The organism is Novipirellula aureliae (assembly GCF_007860185.1).
Lineage (GTDB): Bacteria > Planctomycetota > Planctomycetia > Pirellulales > Pirellulaceae > Novipirellula_A > Novipirellula_A aureliae.
Map to the genome: position 1 here is coordinate 43,044 of NZ_SJPY01000006.1, position 19,293 is coordinate 62,336.

Genomic DNA, 19,293 nt, shown 5'->3' on the forward strand with positions numbered 1-19,293 from the left:
AAAACCTTGGCATACCAGCGCCATCCATCAACCTAACGGTCAACATTTAATGGACCGCCGTCCAATCAGCCATGATTCTGTCTGAAATAGGGGGGCGTCCAATCACGGCTGCCGATACGGGACATTCATTTCTTCCAGCAAGTGGTTGGCTCCGTAAGCGATGCCGGTGATCCACAACACGTAACGGATGTCGACACCGATCGAACGACTGTAGCTTTCGTCCCAAGCGAAATCATTGATGGTTGCCTCAAAGCAGCGATCAAAATTGACGCCCACCAATTCTCCGGTTGCGTTAAAAATCGGGCTGCCTGAATTCCCGCCGGTGGTGTCGGTGTTGTACAGGATTGCGACGGGGACATCGCCGAGTTGTTCGTTCTTGAACGGTCCAAAGTCTTGTTGAGCGTATTTGCTCAATACCGGTTCGGGCGTGATGAATGGAGCCACCCCGGTGGTTTTGTCGATAACACCGCTGAGTGTCGTGATCGGCAATTTGATGACCGCGTCTTCAGGCGAGTAGCGACGGATGTAGCCGCAGGTAAAGCGGAGCGTCGCGTTGGCATCGGGCACAAAATTGGCCGACAAGTATTGCTGTTTGACATCGATGAGAGAACCGTAGAGTTCACTTAACTTGCCCTCTCGTGCTTTATCCTGGCGTCGAATCTCGTCGAACAGCGGATGTAGTTTGACGATAAAGCTTAACATGGGATCGTCGGCTTGCTGAAGTTCTTGTGGCGTCGAGTCGAGCAAGGATTGCACGAACTGGCGATCGTTCAAACGACTTTGCTGGGTCAGGCGAGTGGTGTACGCCAACAGGTCTGCTTGGTCGGCCAACGATTCCGCTAACGCTGGAATTTCTTGATCGGCGTTGATGGCTTTTAATCGTTCGAGCAGACCAGCCAAGATGATTGCTTCGGTCGGTTGATGGATATCTTGCAACGAAGTCAGCAAGGTCTGCGTCGATTGCTGCCAATTGCGATCCATGTACTCGCTTTCGCGTTCCAGGTCCGGCTTGGTTCGCTCGACGGCTGCGTCGAAAAGGAAGTAAGCGACCGCGCCGATGCGGCTGCCCGAGCGGAGTTGGCTGAGCAGAATCTCTCGCGTCGCTGCCTGTTCGATTTCATCGTAAACCGATGCGATGTCGCACAGCAAATGTCCATATTTTCGTTTTCGTTCGGCGTCCTGCTCGATGTATGCTTGCAGCTTGGTTTCCTCGGCTGCTCGCGTCGCCGCGATGTCGGCCCGGATAAGGCCTTGTAGTTGTCCGCGAGAACGTTTCTCAGTGTTGGCTAGTGAACGCATACGCGATGCGTGTTGAATTTCGACGCCACGGTCCTGGTTGCCGGCTTCCGTCATCACATCAATTTGCCAGTTGTAAAGTTCAACGATGGTCGGCAGTCGGGTATTCTGTTCGTAGTTTAGAAACGCAGCCGTCTTGTGCCGCGCGGTACGGCCCGGGTAGCCGAGCAGGAAGACGGCATCGTTTTCTACCACGCCTTCGGCTGAGACCTGAATGGATCGCTTGGGTCGGTAAGGCACATTTTCCGGTGAGTACGGTGCACTGCTACCGTCGGGTGCTGTATAAGCCCGCATGAACGAAAAGTCGCCCGTGTGTCGCGGCCACATCCAGTTGTCAGCTTCGCCGCCAAAGTTGCCAATCGATTGCGGCGGCGCGAAGACAAGGCGAATGTCTTTCAAATACGTGTACTGAAAGAGCACGTACGTCTTGCCGACGAACATCTCCGCCACTTCCGCTCGCAACTCCGGCTGCGCGGCCTCGGCGGCCGCTTCCAATTCCTTGCAACGTTTTTCGATGGCCTGCGTGCGCTGCAAAAAGTCCATGTTGGCTGTCACCACACGCAGCACCTCGTCGGACACGTCACGGTAGTCTTCGGTTACGCGGACCGTGTAGTCGGGGGCTGGGATTTCTTCGGCTCGCGAGTCCGCTTGAAAACCGTCTTCGAGGTAGTCATGCTCGGCGGTGCTTGCCTTTTGGATCGCACCGTAGGCGCAATGATGATTGGTGATGATCAAGCCCTCGGGCGATACAAAAGATCCGGTGCAGCCGTTCACGCGGCAAACGCCGTCCACCAAGCTGATCGCTTCGGGATTGAAGAGTTCCGCGGCTGTCAATTCGATGCCACGCTCTTTCAAGTCGAGTCGCTGTAGCTCACTCATCGGATACATGCCTTCTTCGCCAAGAGCGATGTTGCACAGCAGGCTCATTGCCAAGATGGTCAGAACCCGATTGCAGCGGCAGCGATCGTGGATGCGTTTGAGAGCGGGTTCGCCGTGCGTTCGTTGCACTTGCCGTTGTCCGTTCGGGGCGGTCAATCGGTCGAGCTTGGCGAGGTGTTTTAATGGGCAAGACATGATGCGAGCTGCCTGAAGTGGTGGGATGATATCTATTGGGTGCGAGAAATATCGACCGCCGTATGATAACGGAAGATGCGACGCGGTACGAGATGCAAGGCAGGCAACTAGGGTCGATTTCCATCATCCATGCAGTCGGGGGAGTGTGCTACAATGCTCGATGATGATACGAACCAACCATAGGTACTTTGGAGGACGAATTATGTCGCTGCATCTGATCCCCGCTTCTCGAAGACGATTTGTTCAAGCATCGCTAGCCACCGCTGCGGTCACGTTGGGATGTCCATGGCTCATGGCGGCGACGGATGAATCTGCTGATCAATCTGCCGATTACTGGGCACTGTTGGCCGACACGCACATCGCCGCCAACAAGGATGCGGTCTCTCGTGGCGTGAACATGTTCGACAACTTAAATAAAATCATCGACGAACTGCTGGCTGAAGAAAACAAACCGCTTGGCGTGATCATCAATGGCGACTGTGCCCGTTTAAGGGGACGGCCAGGTGACTACGCCACGTTGCGAATAGCTCTCGATCGAATAACGGCAGCGGGTTTGCCCATACACATGACGATGGGTAACCACGATGATCGCGATCCGTTCTACGCTGCGTTCAAAAAACAGAAACCCGATGCTGCGTTGGTCGACGGAAAACACGTCGCAATCGTGCCAGGACGCCACGCTAATTTGTTTTTGGTGGATTCGCTGAACATTGTCAATGAAGTCTCTGGCAAACTTGGTGAGACGCAGTTGCAGTGGCTTGCCAAGTCGTTAGCCGAACACCGTGACAAAACCGCGATCGTCATCGGCCACCACAATCCGCAGTTTCTGCCGGAAGGTTCAACGGCAGAAGGAAGTGGCTTGTCGGACACGGCGAAGTTTATCGATGTGTTGCATTCACAGCCGCACGTTCAAGCGTATTTCTACGGTCACACGCATAACTGGAATCGGAACAAAACATCAGGTGGCGTTCACTTGATCAACCAACCGCCCTGTGCATACGTCTTCAACGCCAAACACCCAAACGGATGGGTGCGACTAAAAGTCCAAGATGAATCGCTCGCGGTTGAACTGCGAGCATTGAACAAGCAACATACACAGCATGGCGAATCCCACACCTTGGAGCATCGATTCGCGGCAGTCTCTTAATCGCGGTCTCTTAGTCGCGGTTTCTTAGTCGTAGTCCAAGCAAGCGTCAGGAAACCGACACGTGATATTCCGTGAGGTTTCACCCGATCACCAAAGTACCGATGGGTTCGATACGAGATAACTCGCATCGCAACTCGACAACGGGATCGGCGCTCGAGAGCGTCTTGGGAAAACACCGCGCCGCAGCGAAATACCCATTGGAAATCGATCTTTGCGAATCTCAGAGGGGCAGCAAAGGTCTTGTCCGTTCATTGGCGACCCGAACGACGAAATTCCAAACGAAATCAGAACGCATCCCCGACGGTCCCCGGTCGAGTGTCATCTGTGTTCGGCAGCGATCGCAATGGCAGTGGTAAATCCGTCCTCCGGCATGACCGAAACGACTGGGATGACGACTGGGATGATAACGACTGGGATATCGTAATGATCGTCGTGGAGCCGGGCAAAGGCGACCGTCTCGTTGAAGAATCCCTCGGAGGAGTGGCAGGCATCAGCCGTTTGGTTCTGCGCGTCGCGTTTCGGCCATCAAAACACCGTCCTCGCAATCGCCGTTAAGAATTTAAAGATTCGAGTGAACCAAGAGTTGCTCGGGAGACCGTCTTGTACAGGGAGAGTCATCTCGACTAGGATATTTGGTTCGCATTGACTCGGTAGCCTGCCATCTTGCCGTGCCGAATGTTCGGCGGATATCGAGGACCAGACGCAGTGATCCTGGCGTTCGGGGGGAGAGGCGGGGGGTGAGAGACGGGGGGGGGAGAGAGATGGGTAATAAAGCAATGGGCGAAACGTGCCAAGCGAATCTTTCCTACCGCTTGTGAAGAGCATTAGCACCGGGATGGAAAAAACAGAAACACACAAAGATTCAATATGTCGATTTCCAAACGAATTACGATAAAAGCAACGCTGAATAACGAACCTCATTTGCTCGAGCTACTGAAAGGTATGGTTGCCGAATCAAAGAAGGAACACGGATGTCTTGCCTATGACCTCTATCAACAAACACATAACCCACGAGAGTTCTCTCTGATGGAAAGATGGGAGAGTGAAGAGGATCTGGAAGCCCATAAACAGAGTGAACATTTTAAATATTTCGTTCTAAAAGCACCGGAGTTGATCGAAGATAAATCCTCGGTGGAGTTGATTCATCACGCATAGTTCAACTCAACTTTTCCAAGCCAAGTACTAAGCAAAATCGTCTCAAGCCATTCCGTTCAGCGGACGCCGCTTCGTCACCGTTGGCTTCAACCGTTCAACACTATCAACACTATCAACACTATCAATACGGATACAAAAATGATCAATCGATGGAATGAGGTCGAGGCGATTGCCTACACGGATCCTGTGGATTTGCGGGTGTATACATCGCGTTTGCAAGGCGTCGAACCGGATTTGGTTCTGCATGGTGGTGGCAACACATCGGTAAAGGTGGGTGACACCCTCTATGTCAAGGGAAGTGGATGGAGTCTTGATACCATCGAACGCCCTGGGTTCTCCCCGGTGAAAATGGATGTCTTGTTGTCAATGGCGGAACAGGACCATCTCAGCGACACTGAATTGGTTGCAGGTCAACGAGCGGCTCTGCTAGATGAGAAAGCGCCGAATCCCAGTATCGAAGCCGTTTTGCACGCACTCATTCCGTTCACTTTTGTAGACCACACACATGCCGATGCGGTTGCAACGATTTCAAACACGTCCGACGGGGAAGCCCGCTTCAAGGAGATTTACGGAAAACGCGTGATGATTGTCCCGTATGTCATGCCTGGTTTCGAATTGGCCAAGACGATTCGCCGGATGACACAGGACCTGAGCTGGGATTCGATAGAAGGGCTCGTGTTGCTCAACCATGGTATCTTTACCTTTCATGCTGACGCGAAGGCAAGCTATGACAAGATGATCGAGTTGGTGGGCATGGCAGAAGCCTATCTAGAGGAACACACAGTCGTACCCGAGACGGAGGACGTATCGGCTTTTCCTCAGAAGGATGCGATTGCCCGGCAAGCCTCACAATTGCTTGCCTGTGATGTCGTGCTCAAAGAGGTTCGAACCCCTTACGCGATTGCGCTTTCAAAGATGGCAAATGTGGGTGACATCGTGCGCAAAGGTCAATTAACTCCGGAGCATGTGATACGTACCAAACCATTTCCGGTCATCATTGATCACGACTCCGAAGAAGGGTTTCAAAGATTCCAAAAGGATTACCGCGAGTATTTCCGATCGTATGAAAACGGCGAGACCATGCTCGACCCGTGTCCTCGTTATGCGATTGTCCGAAATCATGGTTTGATTGCCATTGGCCGAAATGAAAAAGAGGCTGGCATCATCGCAGACATTATAACGCACACGGCGAAGGCCATGGTCCAAGCCGAACAGCTCGGGGGGTGGCGTTCCCTCGATGAAAAGGATGTTTTTGCAATCGAGTATTGGGAACTCGAGCAAGCCAAACTCAAAGGCTAGGCAGTGTTTTCACCGCCGCGGTCCAAAAACCTTGAGACCCGTTCGCTCAAGGAATTTCAATGCAAAAATTGATGCGTGAACGGGGAGGCGAATTATTCATTGTCCTGCGAGGACTCTGTTTCGGTGGCTGTGGCTTTTTCCTTTGCCTCACGCTGCCACATGGCCAGATCTGAATACTTTGGCATGGTGCCTTCTTTCACGGATTTTGCGAATCGCACGAAAGCTCCTGTACGGGATTCGCTTGCCCCCGAAAAGTTCATGGCGACTTCCACACCCTTGTCGGCGGTGATGGCAGCGGTCTGCTTATCACCGATCCTCCAGTGAAGAATACTCAGGCATGCAAAGTGATTTGGGCCAATTGACTGTCCGCTGTTCTTGACTAGTTCATAATAGGAGGCCGTTAAGGCTTTGGTGAAGTCGGTCGGATAATTGTGTCCATTGCTCATCGCAATGCGCATGCCGGTCATCATCAGGAACGAGTTCTTGGATTCGCTCGCGGGCATTTCGTTGAGAGCTGCAACCGCGGCGGGCCACTCCTTGCGAGCAACCAGCAGTTGGAGTTTCAGTGTGGGGATCTGTGGGTGATTGGGATCGAGCGACTCCAGTTCGTTGATGATAGCAGCCATCTTCGTCACGTCCCCCCGGCGGCGTGCGGAGTGCAATTCTTTGATCAGGCTCTCCGTTTTGTCGCGAGCATCGTAGGCGGCTTTGATTTCGGCGGCGGCCTGCTTCGCGCCTTCATCACCAGAAAGCAGCGTCTCAACCAGCGAATCCGTGAGTCGAGAGGCTTCCGTTGAAAGCAACAGCTTTCCGTTCCTGACGATGAATGCGTAGGGAATGGCCTTCACGCCTGCCGCCGTTAGCCATTCGGTTTCGAAGGCCGAACCCTCGCCCGTATAGGCGACCGGATAGGACATGCCTGCGCCTTTTTTCTGAACGAATTTCTCCACCTTGCCTTTGTCGTCCTCCCAACTACTCATGCCATAGACCCGCAGGCCTTTATCGTAATATTTTTCGTGGAGTTCATTCACGTGTGGAATCAACGCGATGCAAGGGCCACACCATGTGGCCCAGCACTCAAACATGTAGACTTTTCCAGGCTCAAAAGTTGTCGGCGCCTCCCCCTGCACCCACTCGGCTGCCATGACGGAGGAAAGGTTGACTTCAGAACCAGCGACAAGTGTGGGTTCAAGCTTGGATGGTTGGGCGGTGGCGGTTGCCGAAACCAAAACCGTGCAAGTGACGAGGAATATCACACCGCGCAGTCCACGACGGATCGTATTCTTGTCCAATGGAGGGAGAGGGAAATACGACCGAAGATCAGACAGATTGCAAATGCGGGAAGTTACCATCATGATTTGCCGACACCATAAATAGAGAACATAAGAAAGGGAGAACACAAGAATGCGAGTTTCGATTCATGAGACGATCATGTGACAATAACACGGTCAGTCTGTATTGCAATCCTAGTCTATTGCAAACCTAGTCCATTGCAATCCTAGTCTATCGTCCCGCAGTGGAGGCCGAGCGAACCAAGCATGGGGGCCGATAAGAACGGGAGGCACAAATGTCGATTGAAACGAGGATGCCAAAATCGCCTTAGCCCGATCATCGTTGGGGAAATCAAAAATACAATCGTGGATAGGATGTTTCTCGGTGCAAATATGCTAAGATCTAAAACTCTCAAAAGCTGGCATGCAGCACAATGCTACCGTGCTCAAGGTCTTGACGGATCTGAGCGGAGAATAGGAACGAAACGTGTGATGAGCCACTGGCGATAAACGGAGCGTTGCGTCTGTTTGTGGTATGACAAAAGCTCTGTTTGAGATAAGGGTACAGAACTGCAGGAAGACATTATGCTTAAGGTAGACCTGTGGAACGTTGTCACCCGTGAGATCTCGATTTCAAATAGTAAGGCGGAAAAGTAAAGTGTTGAAAATTCGATATGCGATGTTAACGGTCTTACTGATTTCCGCCTGTTGGCAAGAGAGGTCAAGGGCTGCCGAACCCAATGTCGCCCCAAACCAAATCTTTGACACTCTCGTTCACGAGCATCCTCGCCTGATGCTCAAAGAGGACGCCCTGCGGGATTTGAAACGACAAGCTGAAAATGACGAGGTTCTCCAGCGATTTGTGCGCGAGGTTTGTCGACAGGCCGATAACCGTCTTGATGACCCGAAACTCCTCTATGAGAAGCGCGGTCCGAGGCTTCTCCACGTCAGCAAGTCCTGTGTGGAACGCATCTACGACCTCGGGATTGCCTGGCGATGGACAGGGGAGAAAAAGTACGCCGAGAAGATGAAGGAAAACCTCTTGGCCGTGTGCGACTTTCCCGACTGGAACCCCAGCCATTTCCTCGATACCGCCGAGATGTGTCATGCCGTTGGAATCGGTTACGACTGGATCTATGACTATCTGGACGAGAAGACTCGCGACCGTATTCGATCGTCACTTGTCGAATTGGGACTTAAGCCGGGCATCGAGCGATACAAGAGCGGCTACAAACACTTCACGTATGCCTATAACTGGAATCAGGTCTGTAACGGAGGGCTCCTGATCGGCGCGTTAGCGGTCGCCGAGTCCGAGCCCGAAACGGCGGGGTTCGTCGTGACCCATGCCCTTCAGAATTTACCGACAGCGATTCGTTCTTACGGGCCCGATGGCGTCTGGGCCGAGGGGATCGGCTATTGGAAATATGCAACAAGCTACACCGGCTTTGCACTGACTGCGTTGGAGACCGCGCTAGGATCGGATTTTGGCCTTTCCAAAATCCCGGGGCTGTCCCAGACCGGATACGTCCCCATTTATTTTACATCTCCGACGGGACTTCTTTTCAGTTTCGCGGATGCAGGAGACTTCCAGAAGCGAAAGTCGGCCGCCTGCATGTTCTGGCTTGCCCGAACGTTCAATAACCCCCACTTTTCGGATTCCGAACACGATCTCGTTGGGGCCGACGACGTCAGCCCCTTTCACATCCTCTGGTATGCGCCTCCATCGGGCAAGACACCTCCTGCACGGGAATTGGATCGTCTTTTGAGAGGCGACGTCGAAACAGCCCTGTTCCGAAGCGACTGGGATGATCCCGAGGCACTCTTTGTCGGTGTCAAGGCTGGCAGCAACCAAGCGCATCACGGTCATCTGGATCTAGGCAATTTTGAGATGGACGCTCTCGGCGTTCGCTGGGCCAGAGATCTTGGCAGCGACAACTACAATCTGCCGGAGTACTGGAGTTATCAAGAGGGCGGCACGCGTTGGACCTACTATCGGCTGGGCTCTTTCAGTCACAACGTACCCGTGCTCGGCGGCAAGAACCAGAATGCCAACGCCCTTGCCAGACTCACGCACTTTCAGTCGAACGAGGCGTTCCCATTCGCCCAGGTGGACCTGACCGACGCCTATGCCGCGTATGCCGCAAAAGCACTTCGAGGTGTGGCGATGACTGACAACCGCCGCGCTGTCCTCGTCCAGGACGAGTTCGAGATCGAGAGTCCCTGCCAGGTCCTCTGGGGCATGACGACCGATGCCACGATCACTCTCGAAAACCCCGGACTTGCTCATTTGAGTTGCAAAGGCAAGCAGCTAACTGCCCGAATCCTGTCTCCCGCGGGCGCCGCTTTCACCGTCGAGTCGGCCGAGCAGCTTCCTCCGCAAAAACGCAATGAAGGTGTCAGCCGCCTCGTCATCCGTCTGCCCGAAACCAAGGGGCCACTAACCATCGCCGTCCTCCTGTCACCCCAATGGAAGGACGGCGTCTCGATAAAAAACGTGGCGGTCAAGCCCCTCGAAGAATGGTAAAACTCAGCGTAGCGTTTCCCCCTTCTAAAGAAGTAAGCATCGACGCCCCTAGGACGGAGTCCTCCTCAGGACTGTAGGACAACTCGGTCAACGAAAAACTCCGGATTCAGCAGAGGCAAAACACCTATTTTTGCGTAAGTGTTGAAGTGATCGATATCTCCAATACAGGCGTAAAACGCGAAAGGCTTTGAGTTTTTTCGGTTTTCTACTTAAACAAGCTTCGCTTGTTCAATGGCTAGTTGGCCCCAGCCTGGCGAAGGTTGTCTTGGAACGAACTCCAGAAATGACGATCTGTTGCGTAGCGTGTCGGGTCCATTTGGTTCTTGAAATAGTCAAGGCTATCGATCCGACTTTGAGTTTCCTTCAAGAACGAATAGCCGTCCGCTGTCAACGGATTGACCCAATCGGGATCATCGAAATCGCGTTGAGAAACGGTCCCGTCGGGAGCGACCGTCAGGTTTGCAAACAGGACAGGAGCCATCATTTGCAGCTCGTAAATCATTCGGTCTCTTTCTGGCATGTCTGCTGTTGCCGCATCCCATGCCTGCGTCACCTCACGCGACGTCGAACTGTCAGGAAATTTCATTCCGTAGGCGACTCCGGAACGCGTGAATCCGTCGCCGTTCAAATCAACTTGAGCGGCTTGCGGGAGCAGCAGGTTAAGCGCACCCTCTTCGGTCAACGAATCAACGTCAATCGGTTCGGCCAGCCAATGCGAATTCTGAACGCTCTTGAGTTCGGCCTCAGAAAGTCCCTTCAGGAACGATGTGGGCGCGACGTAGGCACCCTGCTCGTACGCTTTCGTCAGGATCCTGCCGAATGATTCACCAAGATCTTGCGGGGATTCGGCCGTGGCAAACCGTCCGCCCATTCTCTCTATCTGGTACCACTGGTTCCACGACGCTTGGACGCGTTCTTGCAGCGGCTCGTTGGATTCAGTCACTTCAGCGGTCGCGTAGCCTTGACGCCCTGCTTCACGAAGCACTTCGCTGAACACATTTTGAATATTCTTGTCTTGAGAGCGACGTTTCTGCTGAAGCGTCAGCACTTCAGGTTGTTGACTTTCGATTCTCACACCGTCCCCCCATCACGACAACCAGAAACCTCGTGGATTATCGCCCTGATCGGATCACCGTCTTGAGGCAAACCATTCCGATTATCGGGATTGTCCGGGTTGGTTGGATCTACCGCCACCTGGTCTTAAAGACTGGCATGGCCGTGATACTTGCCACCGAACCAGCGATAGCTTCTGCCACCGACAACGATTGTCGTTGACATGTATGGTAAATTCGATTTCACCGCTTCGAGCCCGATGCGGCGCTGCCGCAACACGATCCTTCCGTGTAGGAAAGGAGTCGGTGCGAAAGGCGAAATCTGGCGGAGCTTTCTGATGATGACCGTGAACGGTGTTTCGCCGAAATGACGGCGGCGATTGTACGCGATATTGGATTCCTCCTTCGGCCTCTTTGCTCGGTACCGACGACGGGCCGATTCGTGAACATCATCGATCACTTCGACCGACGTCGCATTGTTTTCAGGCCTGAGGCCGGAGGCCGATACATCGATCGCGGGTGTGTCGCCCTCCGGGCTAGTGGTTCGGTTGTCATCCACTGCCGGTGGCTCACGCAACCGGCAGTGGATGTGTCGGCCTCCGGCCTGTGGGGCGATGGTGTAACTATCCACGGATCGAAGGGCTCACGCCACCGACAGCGGATATGTCGGCCTCCGGCCTAGCCCTGCTGAGGAGCAACTTACTTAGGGACAACGGGGTCAGGGAGGGATAAATGTCTCGCTTGGCCTTGATAAAACGGTTTGTTTTGCCGAGGTTTATTTTTGAACGTCCGATTGCCGATGCACCGAAAGCTATCCGATGATGATTGCACTTCCGGAAAACGTCTATGCCGAGAGCGATCTTATGCCCTATTACCGCACCAGCAACCGAAACGGGTTGCTCGATCCCCGCACGTTGTTTAGGGGCCGCAGCCCATGCTCTATTCGCAGAAGGGTATCTTCCCCTGGCTCTCAATTTCGCGAATGGCTTTGTGCCTGGTAATGGTTTTATGCGGGACACGACGGGTCAAGAGGAAACGCGTTGTCGCCCCAGTGCGTTGTGCGTCTCGCTTTTCGATGATCCGATGTATATTGGGGGCATGGGGATGAGGGTGTTCGCGTATGACCCGTTTTAAACGGCAAAGGAGAGGTTGATGTCACCCGGTGATCTGATCATTCGGCTTTGCGATCTTGGCTTTGGAGCAATCGAAGCGACACGTCGATTGTTTGGACGACCGAGGGTGAAAACGATCACGACGTCGGATCTTCACGCTGCGATGAATTCAGATCACTCGCGGCCGGTGCTGGTCGACGTTCGCAGCCAATCGGAACAAGCAGTCTCCCGAATTCCAGGTGCGATGACGCAGCAGGAATACGAAGCCAGCGTGGAGGAATTGGCAAACCGGCAAGTTGTTGTTTACTGCACCGTAGGTGGACGCAGTTATTTGTACGCCCGGAATCTGGTCGCCGCAGGCGTCGACGCGACGAACTATCGTGACAGCATTCTGGGCTGGTGCCGCGATGGGTTACCGCTCGAATCCCCTGACAAACAAGCCACGAACGCCGTCCATCCGTACTGGCGAATCTTTCAGGTGCCGGATCAATACGAAGTGAAAACTTGACGGGGCGTCTCAACACGAAGGTGAATTTCTTGAATCACGCTCGGTAAAATCCCCAGCGATGCAACCACGGTATGACGAACGTCGCTTGAGGTGGCCGGGGTGCCATACCAATCATCTACGACTCTGGTTGTCGCATCGCCCGATTGGGTATCCCAAACGATGAGATCCAGCCCTCGTTACAGCGCACGGCTAAAACCTCCCGGGGGCCACTGGCGAAAGGTTGCGGTCAGCGCACAATCAGGACTGAACCGCGGTTGGATCTTCGGGATCGAGGTGGCACCTGTGTTTCATTCCGCCGACGGGTCAAGCGAGCAGCCTCCGGCGACTCAGCCACTGATCGGAACGAGGGAAGCACTTAGCAGCAAAGAAACGATGGAACGACTTCGCATCGACGCCTACGGCTCCTTCGGACAGTGGCTCTCAAGTGCATCGCAAAGCAACCGATAAGAAATAGCATCGTCGACTTCAAGTGGACCATTTCGGTTGACGCCGTGACCTCATCCCAACATACCTCGCTTTGATGAACTATCCGCCGGGCTAGAAGTCCTCGCATCGTATTACAAGGGAGCCGATCAGATCTCGGAACGAGATATTTGTGCTAAAAGCCAGCGTGCGGATGCCGGTGCAGTGCGGGACAAGTTCGGAAGCATTGCTAAGCAAAGGATGCTCGCGTCTTCAAACGCGAACGGCAGATCGCAAAAAAATGATGACGTGTTTATTCAACGCTTTCAAGCTAGTGTTGATCATCTTTCGTTAGAAATCATCCTCGCCGAAACCGTCTCGACAGCCCGCAATCAAGTAGAGAAGTTGTCTGAACGGTATACTTTGCTCTTGACACGCTGCTCGCCGTCACCAACAGTGCAGAGTGTTCGAACGGATTTCCGCGTCAAACAAGTTCAACAATCTGCGGAAAGTCAGGATGACCCCAACAAAATGATTCAGGAGGAAATAGACCGTGTTGACAAATTCTATCGCATCCACGGCTTCAATACGGTTCGAGCAATCTTCAAACCAATCGAGCGAGGTGCTGCGATGGTTTGGCAAGGCTGCGATCGCGTTTGCCACGCTTGCGGGTTTTGTTTTGGCTCCCGCACCGGTTTCGGCCCAGCAAGCGGCGTCAACGCATCCACCCGGTCACCGCGTTGCGCTGATCGATGTCACCTACATTCTTAAGAATCTACCAGCGATCAAAGCACAAATCAGCAAGCTCGAAGCCGACTTGGAAAAACACAAGGCCGAACTCAAACAAAAGCGAGACACCTTGAAACAGTCCGTGGAGCAACTAAAGACACTGAAGGTCGGTACGGCCGACTACGCCAGACAAGAAGAATATGTGGCGAATCTGGAATCGGCATTGCGGTCGTACACAATTTACAAACATAGAGAGCTCAGTGACGCCGAGGCCAAAACTTATTACGACAGTTATCAGCGAATGACTGCAGTAGTGCGGGCCATTGCGACCCGCAACAACATCAACCTGGTACTGCGTTTTAACAGCGAAGACATCGATTCGGAGCAAAACGATTCCGTCACCCGTGGTATCATGAGAAACGTCGTCTATCACGACAGTACCGTTAACATGACCAACACGGTGTTGCAGTATTTGAAAGAACAGACGAACAGGTCGCAATTTGCAACCATCGTTAACCCATCGTCGGACACCAACCGTTGACCTTATGCACGCTAATCATGTTGGTCAGCAAACCGTTGGCGGCCACTACCTAAGTGAGACGGATTCGCCCATCGTGGAAAATTGCCGACGCGTTACCGCTGAGAGGACGCCTGCGATTGTGGGCCAAACTCGGAACCGAAATGGATCTCAGGATGCCACCACTCCAACGGCCGCATTGGATGACGCAAACGTCGATTCTGCTTACCGCAACGGCGAGCTGGTTTTGTTATTCCACATTCGCCGCGGACAATGCGCTAGGTCTTGGTGCTTTCTTTGGGTTCTTGACGATTGTTTTTGTCGGTCTGGTTCCCGCAACCGGTACAAAACCATTCCAACGCTTCCCGGCAAAAATCTTGACCGACTATCGAGGTCGGGTCACCCAAATCGCCGCTATGAATTACGCAAAACTGTCCGAGCGACAAAACTCATGGAACGCCACCGACATTTGGAACGTGCTACAACTGATCATCGTCGAACAGCTCGGCGTCAAGAAAGAAGCGGTCACGCCCACCGCCAACTTCGTCTATGATTTGGGAATGGATTAGTGAGCTGCCGGTCAGGAGATTACCATCATTATGCTCAAACAACTTCGTTTGCCTTTCATTCATTCCCTCGTCGTTGTGTCGGCCTTGTTGTCATCCTTGTCGGCAGCGGAGGAGCCCACACAAAATGACGCAAGCGTGAATACGGCTTTGGCTGAGAAGCTCGTCGAGATGTCTGGGGGCGGAACGAAAAAGGGACACAGTTGGACGCTGAAGCGACATTGGGTCGGTGAACTAAAAGAGGTCGTGACCACTGGCGGCTACCAGGAAGGAGAATTTCTGGCTTCGGACAATAAAACCACTCCGGTTCGTCTCAATGTGTTCGACGAGAGTCTTGGGTTTGGAGGAAGTAAAGAGCGGTACGCTGCACTCATCGCGATGGGCAACCGTGGGTTCTCAACATTCGCAATGCACCGGGAGACCTTGCCAACAAATACGGATATGCGTGATTCTGAAAAAGTGGACGCCATTCTAGCCGATTTCGGAAACCAACATGGTTTCACCGATGGTTGGGGGTTAGGCGAGGTGATGCATTGGACCGAGGGGTGGAGTTGGTTCACGATTGTCGACAAGGATCAAATACGCATGTTGAGATTCTTTGCACACGTTTCCAAGAAGAAAGAAAAGCCAAAGCAAATTGACCATCTTCTTGTTCGCGAGGGATTTCTTAGGCTTTCGGACCCATCGGATGCCGGGGAACTGAAGCGGTTTCCATTGGCTTCCACCGAGGAAGATGAACGTCAAAACGAAATTGACGCAAAAGATGCACTTCATCCGGAACCGCTGCGGTCATTGCTCAAGGCGAGTCATACGCCAGGCGACTCGGAGTTGAAAGCCTACTTCGCAGCGATCCGCCAGTTTCGCGAACAACCAAATGCAGAACTTCTAAACCAACTGGTAGCCAATTTGGATGAAAGAACATGCGAGTTCGATGGCATTGCGGATTGCCTTTTTGGTTCTGAAGTATTCGAGGACAAGATTGGGAAGTGGAACCCAGACAAACTGAGGGAAGCGTGCAAACTGTTGATCGAAGCGCTTCCGCACGCCAACAGTCGGGAATCGATGCAGGATGCTGTTGAGATCGTGCTTCGAGAATCTGGAATCGAGAAACTCAGGTTCAGAGCAGAAGGCATCAATATCAACATGGAAAGTCGCTATACGGAAACTGGGAGATCATCCTCATACACCCGATTTGATATTAGCTCAGATAAGATCAGGGAATCGGGCGAGATTATTCGAGATGAGCTACTTCGTTTAATGAAGTGACTTCCACGAAACTCCCCTGTTCATCGCGCCGGCCAATTCCAGCCGCATTGACTGAGCAGGTTTGCATCTTGCATGATCGTTTCACCGAGTCGCTTTTCAAGTCGGAGGAGGCGCAAATCTCGTCCGACTCGAGTTGCTCGACGAGGGGCTGGCTATGGCTTACCACAATCACTTGGCTCCGCTCGGCAGCCAGAGTGATGAGACGTGCGAACGCGGGAACGAGATCAGGATGGAGACTGTTGTCCGGCTCATTGAGCACCATCAACTCGGGTGGACGTGGCGTTAGCAGGGCTGCAACCAATAATAGAAAACGAAGCGTGCCGTCCGAGAGTTCCGCAGCGGTTAAGTCACGCAGCATGCCTGGCTGAGTCAACTTCAACTGCATCCCAAAATCGGTTGTGTGGATGTGAACGCGGGCACCAGGAAAATCGCCATGGATTGCTCGGTCAAGTGCCTCGCGGTCTCCTGCTGACCGGATCAACTCGATCAAATCGTTATCCATGAACGGGTAACGGCCCGCAGAAACCAATTCTCGCGTACGATCAACTCAGCAATCGTTTTTCCTTTGCCCTCGCACCATCCAAGACGTGCTGGTGCAGCATGTAGCCGAAACCGGCGTTTTCGAGACGCAGGATCAACTCATTCTTACGGCAGCCCAGCGCCAGAGCACAAAGTTCAAGGTTCCAATCGTGCCCAGCAAGTTGGCTCAGCAAATACGCCCGACGTGTCTGCGATGACGACAGTCGGTAGGTCTTCATATACTGCAGCGTTCCGTCGTCAGCATAGATCGCTTCGCCGATATGGTTCTCGGCAGACGGATCCAAATCGGAAATAAAACGCTCTAAGTTGAACGGCTTGAAACGGTACACACGCTCGCTGCGATACACTCGGTTAATCATCGCCGGCGCCATCATCGCGTTCATTTCGCTCCATCGGGTTCGCAGTGCATCGATTTCCCGGCGCAGGTCGGCGATGGAGTCAATCGAATCAACGTCAATCGGCTCGGGGGCGATCCTATTCTCGGTCGCGTAAAACCCGTACTGCCAAATCAGTTCGCCGTAAAAGTCGGTGATCAGTGTGTGATGCAAGGCGGCGTAGTCATCACGATGTGGCACGACGAACGCCGACGCCAAGTCGTCCGAAACGAATATCAACATGCCAACTTGGTTTTCGTGAATCTCGAACAGACGCAGTGCATCGTCGAGACCGGCGATCTGATCACCGGACACAACGGTTTCACTTCGAGGTGAGAGCCCACTTCGCATGACGGCGGTGGAATACTCCGTCCACGCGATGTCGGGGCCACCGAAGTGCAAAGCCAGCAAACCTTCCATCGCGACATGCAACGGCAGGAACCGCAGTTGCGTCTTGCCTTCCCGCCGAGCCATCTTGCGAAGACCCCTGCAACTCATATTCCGGGCCGTGATGAATTGTCCATACGACTTTCCATCTTTCTTCTTCGCCGCTTGGGACATCTGCGATCCATAAACGGCTCCACCGTCGGTCGTCCAATTGGCAACCAATCCATGTGGAACATAGCTGGTGTAGACGGTCTTGGGATCAACCTCCACACAGGCGAAGTTTTCCGGATAAACACGGCGTGACAACCGCAAGTCGTCACGTTGACTATCGCGGAGGAGGGGCACCAAACGCACTCCACCCAACACCTGTGGCGGAGCCATCGTGAGACCGTCGAGTTGCAGACCTTTCAACACTCTTGCTCGATCAGACATGACTGTCCCCGATTAAATCCGCCGAGAGCTTTCCGAGGTAGGTTTCGAGTTGTGTTTGTGAGGCTTCGCCGGATGCAAATTTTGCAAACCCCAGTGAGGCACCGAGATCCTCTGCATCGCGAAGTCCGATCGTGGTCAACGAACCGCCCAGCGGTTTCGGCGAAAAGTGATCTGGATCGAACACGGGATTGGCATGAATAAAGGCGATCGGGTGGGTTCGTGAAAGCCGCTTACGGTAAGCGTGAACGATCTGGGCCACGGCATCGGCCGGTGCATTCTCGTAACCGTCGGAAACAATGATGATGTTGTCGGGTTGCCACTCGATCGCCGCGAGAAGCGGCGATCCCAAATCGGTTTGCCCACCGGCTTCGACCAAGAGCACATGATCGTGTGCCGCCACCGCAGTCGAGTCGTCGATACGAGACGGCGACCAAAACGACCGCATCTCGTTCGCACTGGCGGCCAGCAGGTAGTGGACGGCGACGGCGACTGCCAACGGCCGCCGTCGTCGTTCTCGCGATCCCCACGTCGATCGACTGCGGTCCAAAACCGCAGCGACCTTGCCGATGTTCAGAGGTCGTTTTCGCAATGCTTTTTCCGCCGCCGCATTCAATGCGTCATGTAGTTCCGCCACCCGATTGCGGCGTTGCTCGATCGGTAAACCGATCACATACGTCGCTAGCTTGGTGAGCGGTGTGCGAGACATATCGCTGATCGGCTTTTCAATGCCAACTCGTTCGGCAGTCGACTGCATACGCTGCTTTTCAGCATGCGTCATCTGCGGTTCGATTTTCCGCAAGAACTCTAGCCTGGGAATTTCGTGACGCGATGCGAATCCCTCCGCGACCGAGTAAGGCAATTCGTAAACCGCTTGCTTGGAATAATGAGCACGCAAGAACGAATCGAACAAAGGCGTCTCAAAGTGTTTTTGGTCCTTCAACCTAAACAAGAAATGTCCTATCTCTCGACCGAGGTCGAGATGGGCGTGACGAGCGGCGACACGAACTTTGGTTCGGTATTTCACGGCATCGAAAGCAGGATTGGATCGCCATCTGAGATAGTCGCGAACGACCGCCCGGCTTCGTCGGTTGTTGATCTTGGCTTTACGCAAGCGTGCAAACAACGCAAAGACGCGATTGGCCGGTAACCCCCGCAGCGTCGCCGAAAGCAGTTTGCCCTCTTCATCACGTCCCGCCTTGTCCGTGGGGGCTCCCGCAGCGAGAAGATTCAACACCATGCGAGCCCGGTTGAAATCGTTCACTCCCGCCGCCAGCACACGCCGATAGACGGTGCGGTAGTTCGCCAGCACATAACGGTGCAGAAAGTCGATGGACACCTGCCCGCAACTTCGACTGGAGTAGTATTCCGTTTGCCCAGTCGCCGCGAAGCACGTATTGATGAACAGGATCAAATCTTCCCGCTCGCTCGCCTCTTTCTGAGCGGCGTACAACTCATCACGGGTTTGCAAAGCGTTCTCCACAGTTGTAGGTGCTGTAAAAGAAAAGCGGCTCGTCCGGGGAATAACATGGGACAACGTGCTCTTCAGCTTCAGAGGCTAACGCGGAAGTTGCCCCAAAGTCCCACGGACGAACCAAGAACAATATACCAACTCCTAACAGAGAGCACCCACGTCAACCGAAAG

Annotated in this window: 18 protein-coding genes; 11 read left to right on the forward strand and 7 right to left on the reverse strand. The window is 53.5% G+C overall.

The genetic code is table 11. The features are described 5' to 3' along the window. Window positions 1-102: 102 nt before the first annotated feature. Entirely contained in the window at window positions 103-2,370 is a 2,268-nt protein-coding gene (locus Q31b_RS17965; RefSeq protein WP_146601055.1) for a S46 family peptidase, read from the reverse strand. Window positions 2,371-2,572: 202 nt separating this feature from the next. Here Q31b_RS17965 and Q31b_RS17970 point away from each other — a divergent pair, with 202 nt between their 5' ends. The 4 genes from Q31b_RS17970 to Q31b_RS17985 all read left to right on the forward strand — a co-directional run bounded on the left by Q31b_RS17970 (window position 2,573) and on the right by Q31b_RS17985 (window position 5,971). After that, window positions 2,573-3,517: a metallophosphoesterase family protein gene (locus Q31b_RS17970; protein WP_197171761.1), complete on the forward strand. Its 945-nt coding sequence runs from the start codon at window positions 2,573-2,575 to the stop codon at window positions 3,515-3,517. Between the two features lie 315 nt (window positions 3,518-3,832). Beyond that, window positions 3,833-4,072, forward strand: a complete 240-nt coding sequence (locus Q31b_RS17975) for a hypothetical protein (protein ID WP_146601057.1) — start codon at window positions 3,833-3,835, stop codon at window positions 4,070-4,072. A gap of 312 nt (window positions 4,073-4,384) precedes the next feature. Then, window positions 4,385-4,672, forward strand: coding sequence for a putative quinol monooxygenase (locus Q31b_RS17980; protein ID WP_146601058.1), 288 nt, complete (start codon window positions 4,385-4,387; stop codon window positions 4,670-4,672). 138 nt (window positions 4,673-4,810) lie between these two features. Continuing rightward, the gene (locus tag Q31b_RS17985) at window positions 4,811-5,971 is read left to right on the forward strand and encodes a class II aldolase/adducin family protein (protein WP_146601059.1); all 1,161 of its coding nucleotides are present in this window, start codon (window positions 4,811-4,813) and stop codon (window positions 5,969-5,971) included. A gap of 92 nt (window positions 5,972-6,063) precedes the next feature. Here the strand turns inward: Q31b_RS17985 and Q31b_RS17990 are convergent, their stop codons facing one another. After that, window positions 6,064-7,263 (reverse strand): TlpA disulfide reductase family protein, encoded by a 1,200-nt coding sequence (locus tag Q31b_RS17990; protein WP_197171763.1) that lies wholly within the window; start codon window positions 7,261-7,263, stop codon window positions 6,064-6,066. Between the two features lie 772 nt (window positions 7,264-8,035). Here Q31b_RS17990 and Q31b_RS17995 point away from each other — a divergent pair. Beyond that, the gene (locus tag Q31b_RS17995; RefSeq protein WP_197171765.1) at window positions 8,036-9,766 is read left to right on the forward strand and encodes a heparinase II/III domain-containing protein; all 1,731 of its coding nucleotides are present in this window, start codon (window positions 8,036-8,038) and stop codon (window positions 9,764-9,766) included. A 235-nt stretch (window positions 9,767-10,001) separates the two neighbouring features. Here the strand turns inward: Q31b_RS17995 and Q31b_RS18000 are convergent, their stop codons facing one another. Together Q31b_RS18000 and Q31b_RS18005 are read right to left on the reverse strand one after the other, a co-directional pair. Next, entirely contained in the window at window positions 10,002-10,841 is an 840-nt protein-coding gene (locus Q31b_RS18000; protein ID WP_146601062.1) for a hypothetical protein, read from the reverse strand. Between the two features lie 125 nt (window positions 10,842-10,966). Beyond that, entirely contained in the window at window positions 10,967-11,449 is a 483-nt protein-coding gene (locus tag Q31b_RS18005) for a hypothetical protein (protein ID WP_146601063.1), read from the reverse strand. A gap of 215 nt (window positions 11,450-11,664) precedes the next feature. Here Q31b_RS18005 and Q31b_RS29675 point away from each other — a divergent pair, with 215 nt between their 5' ends. From Q31b_RS29675 to Q31b_RS18035, 6 genes are all read left to right on the forward strand, one after another. Then, window positions 11,665-11,952: a poly(ADP-ribose) glycohydrolase domain-containing protein gene (locus tag Q31b_RS29675; protein WP_146601064.1), complete on the forward strand. Its 288-nt coding sequence runs from the start codon at window positions 11,665-11,667 to the stop codon at window positions 11,950-11,952. A gap of 18 nt (window positions 11,953-11,970) precedes the next feature. After that, a complete protein-coding gene (locus tag Q31b_RS18015; RefSeq protein ID WP_146601065.1) occupies window positions 11,971-12,438 on the forward strand; it encodes a rhodanese-like domain-containing protein in 468 nt (155 codons plus the stop codon). A 159-nt stretch (window positions 12,439-12,597) separates the two neighbouring features. Next, window positions 12,598-12,885 (forward strand): hypothetical protein, encoded by a 288-nt coding sequence (locus Q31b_RS18020; protein WP_146601066.1) that lies wholly within the window; start codon window positions 12,598-12,600, stop codon window positions 12,883-12,885. Window positions 12,886-13,393: 508 nt separating this feature from the next. After that, window positions 13,394-14,110: an OmpH family outer membrane protein gene (locus tag Q31b_RS18025; RefSeq protein ID WP_231617668.1), complete on the forward strand. Its 717-nt coding sequence runs from the start codon at window positions 13,394-13,396 to the stop codon at window positions 14,108-14,110. Between the two features lie 152 nt (window positions 14,111-14,262). Beyond that, window positions 14,263-14,655 (forward strand): hypothetical protein, encoded by a 393-nt coding sequence (locus Q31b_RS18030; protein ID WP_146601067.1) that lies wholly within the window; start codon window positions 14,263-14,265, stop codon window positions 14,653-14,655. A gap of 30 nt (window positions 14,656-14,685) precedes the next feature. Next, the gene (locus Q31b_RS18035; protein ID WP_146601068.1) at window positions 14,686-15,918 is read left to right on the forward strand and encodes a hypothetical protein; all 1,233 of its coding nucleotides are present in this window, start codon (window positions 14,686-14,688) and stop codon (window positions 15,916-15,918) included. Here Q31b_RS18035 and Q31b_RS18040 read toward each other — a convergent pair. The 3 genes from Q31b_RS18040 to Q31b_RS18050 are packed head-to-tail and all read right to left on the reverse strand — an operon-like array spanning window position 15,884 to window position 19,119. Beyond that, window positions 15,884-16,420, reverse strand: a complete 537-nt coding sequence (locus tag Q31b_RS18040; RefSeq protein WP_231617669.1) for an AAA family ATPase — start codon at window positions 16,418-16,420, stop codon at window positions 15,884-15,886. The genes Q31b_RS18035 and Q31b_RS18040 overlap by 35 nt on opposite strands. Before the next feature lie 40 nt (window positions 16,421-16,460). Continuing rightward, window positions 16,461-17,651 carry an ARPP-2 domain-containing protein gene (locus Q31b_RS18045; RefSeq protein WP_146601069.1) on the reverse strand — a complete coding sequence of 397 codons (1,191 nt, stop codon included), beginning with the start codon at window positions 17,649-17,651 and terminating at the stop codon, window positions 16,461-16,463. Continuing rightward, window positions 17,644-19,119, reverse strand: a complete 1,476-nt coding sequence (locus Q31b_RS18050) for a VWA domain-containing protein (RefSeq protein ID WP_197171767.1) — start codon at window positions 19,117-19,119, stop codon at window positions 17,644-17,646. Before Q31b_RS18050 ends, Q31b_RS18045 begins: the two co-directional genes overlap by 8 nt. Window positions 19,120-19,293: the final 174 nt, after the last annotated feature.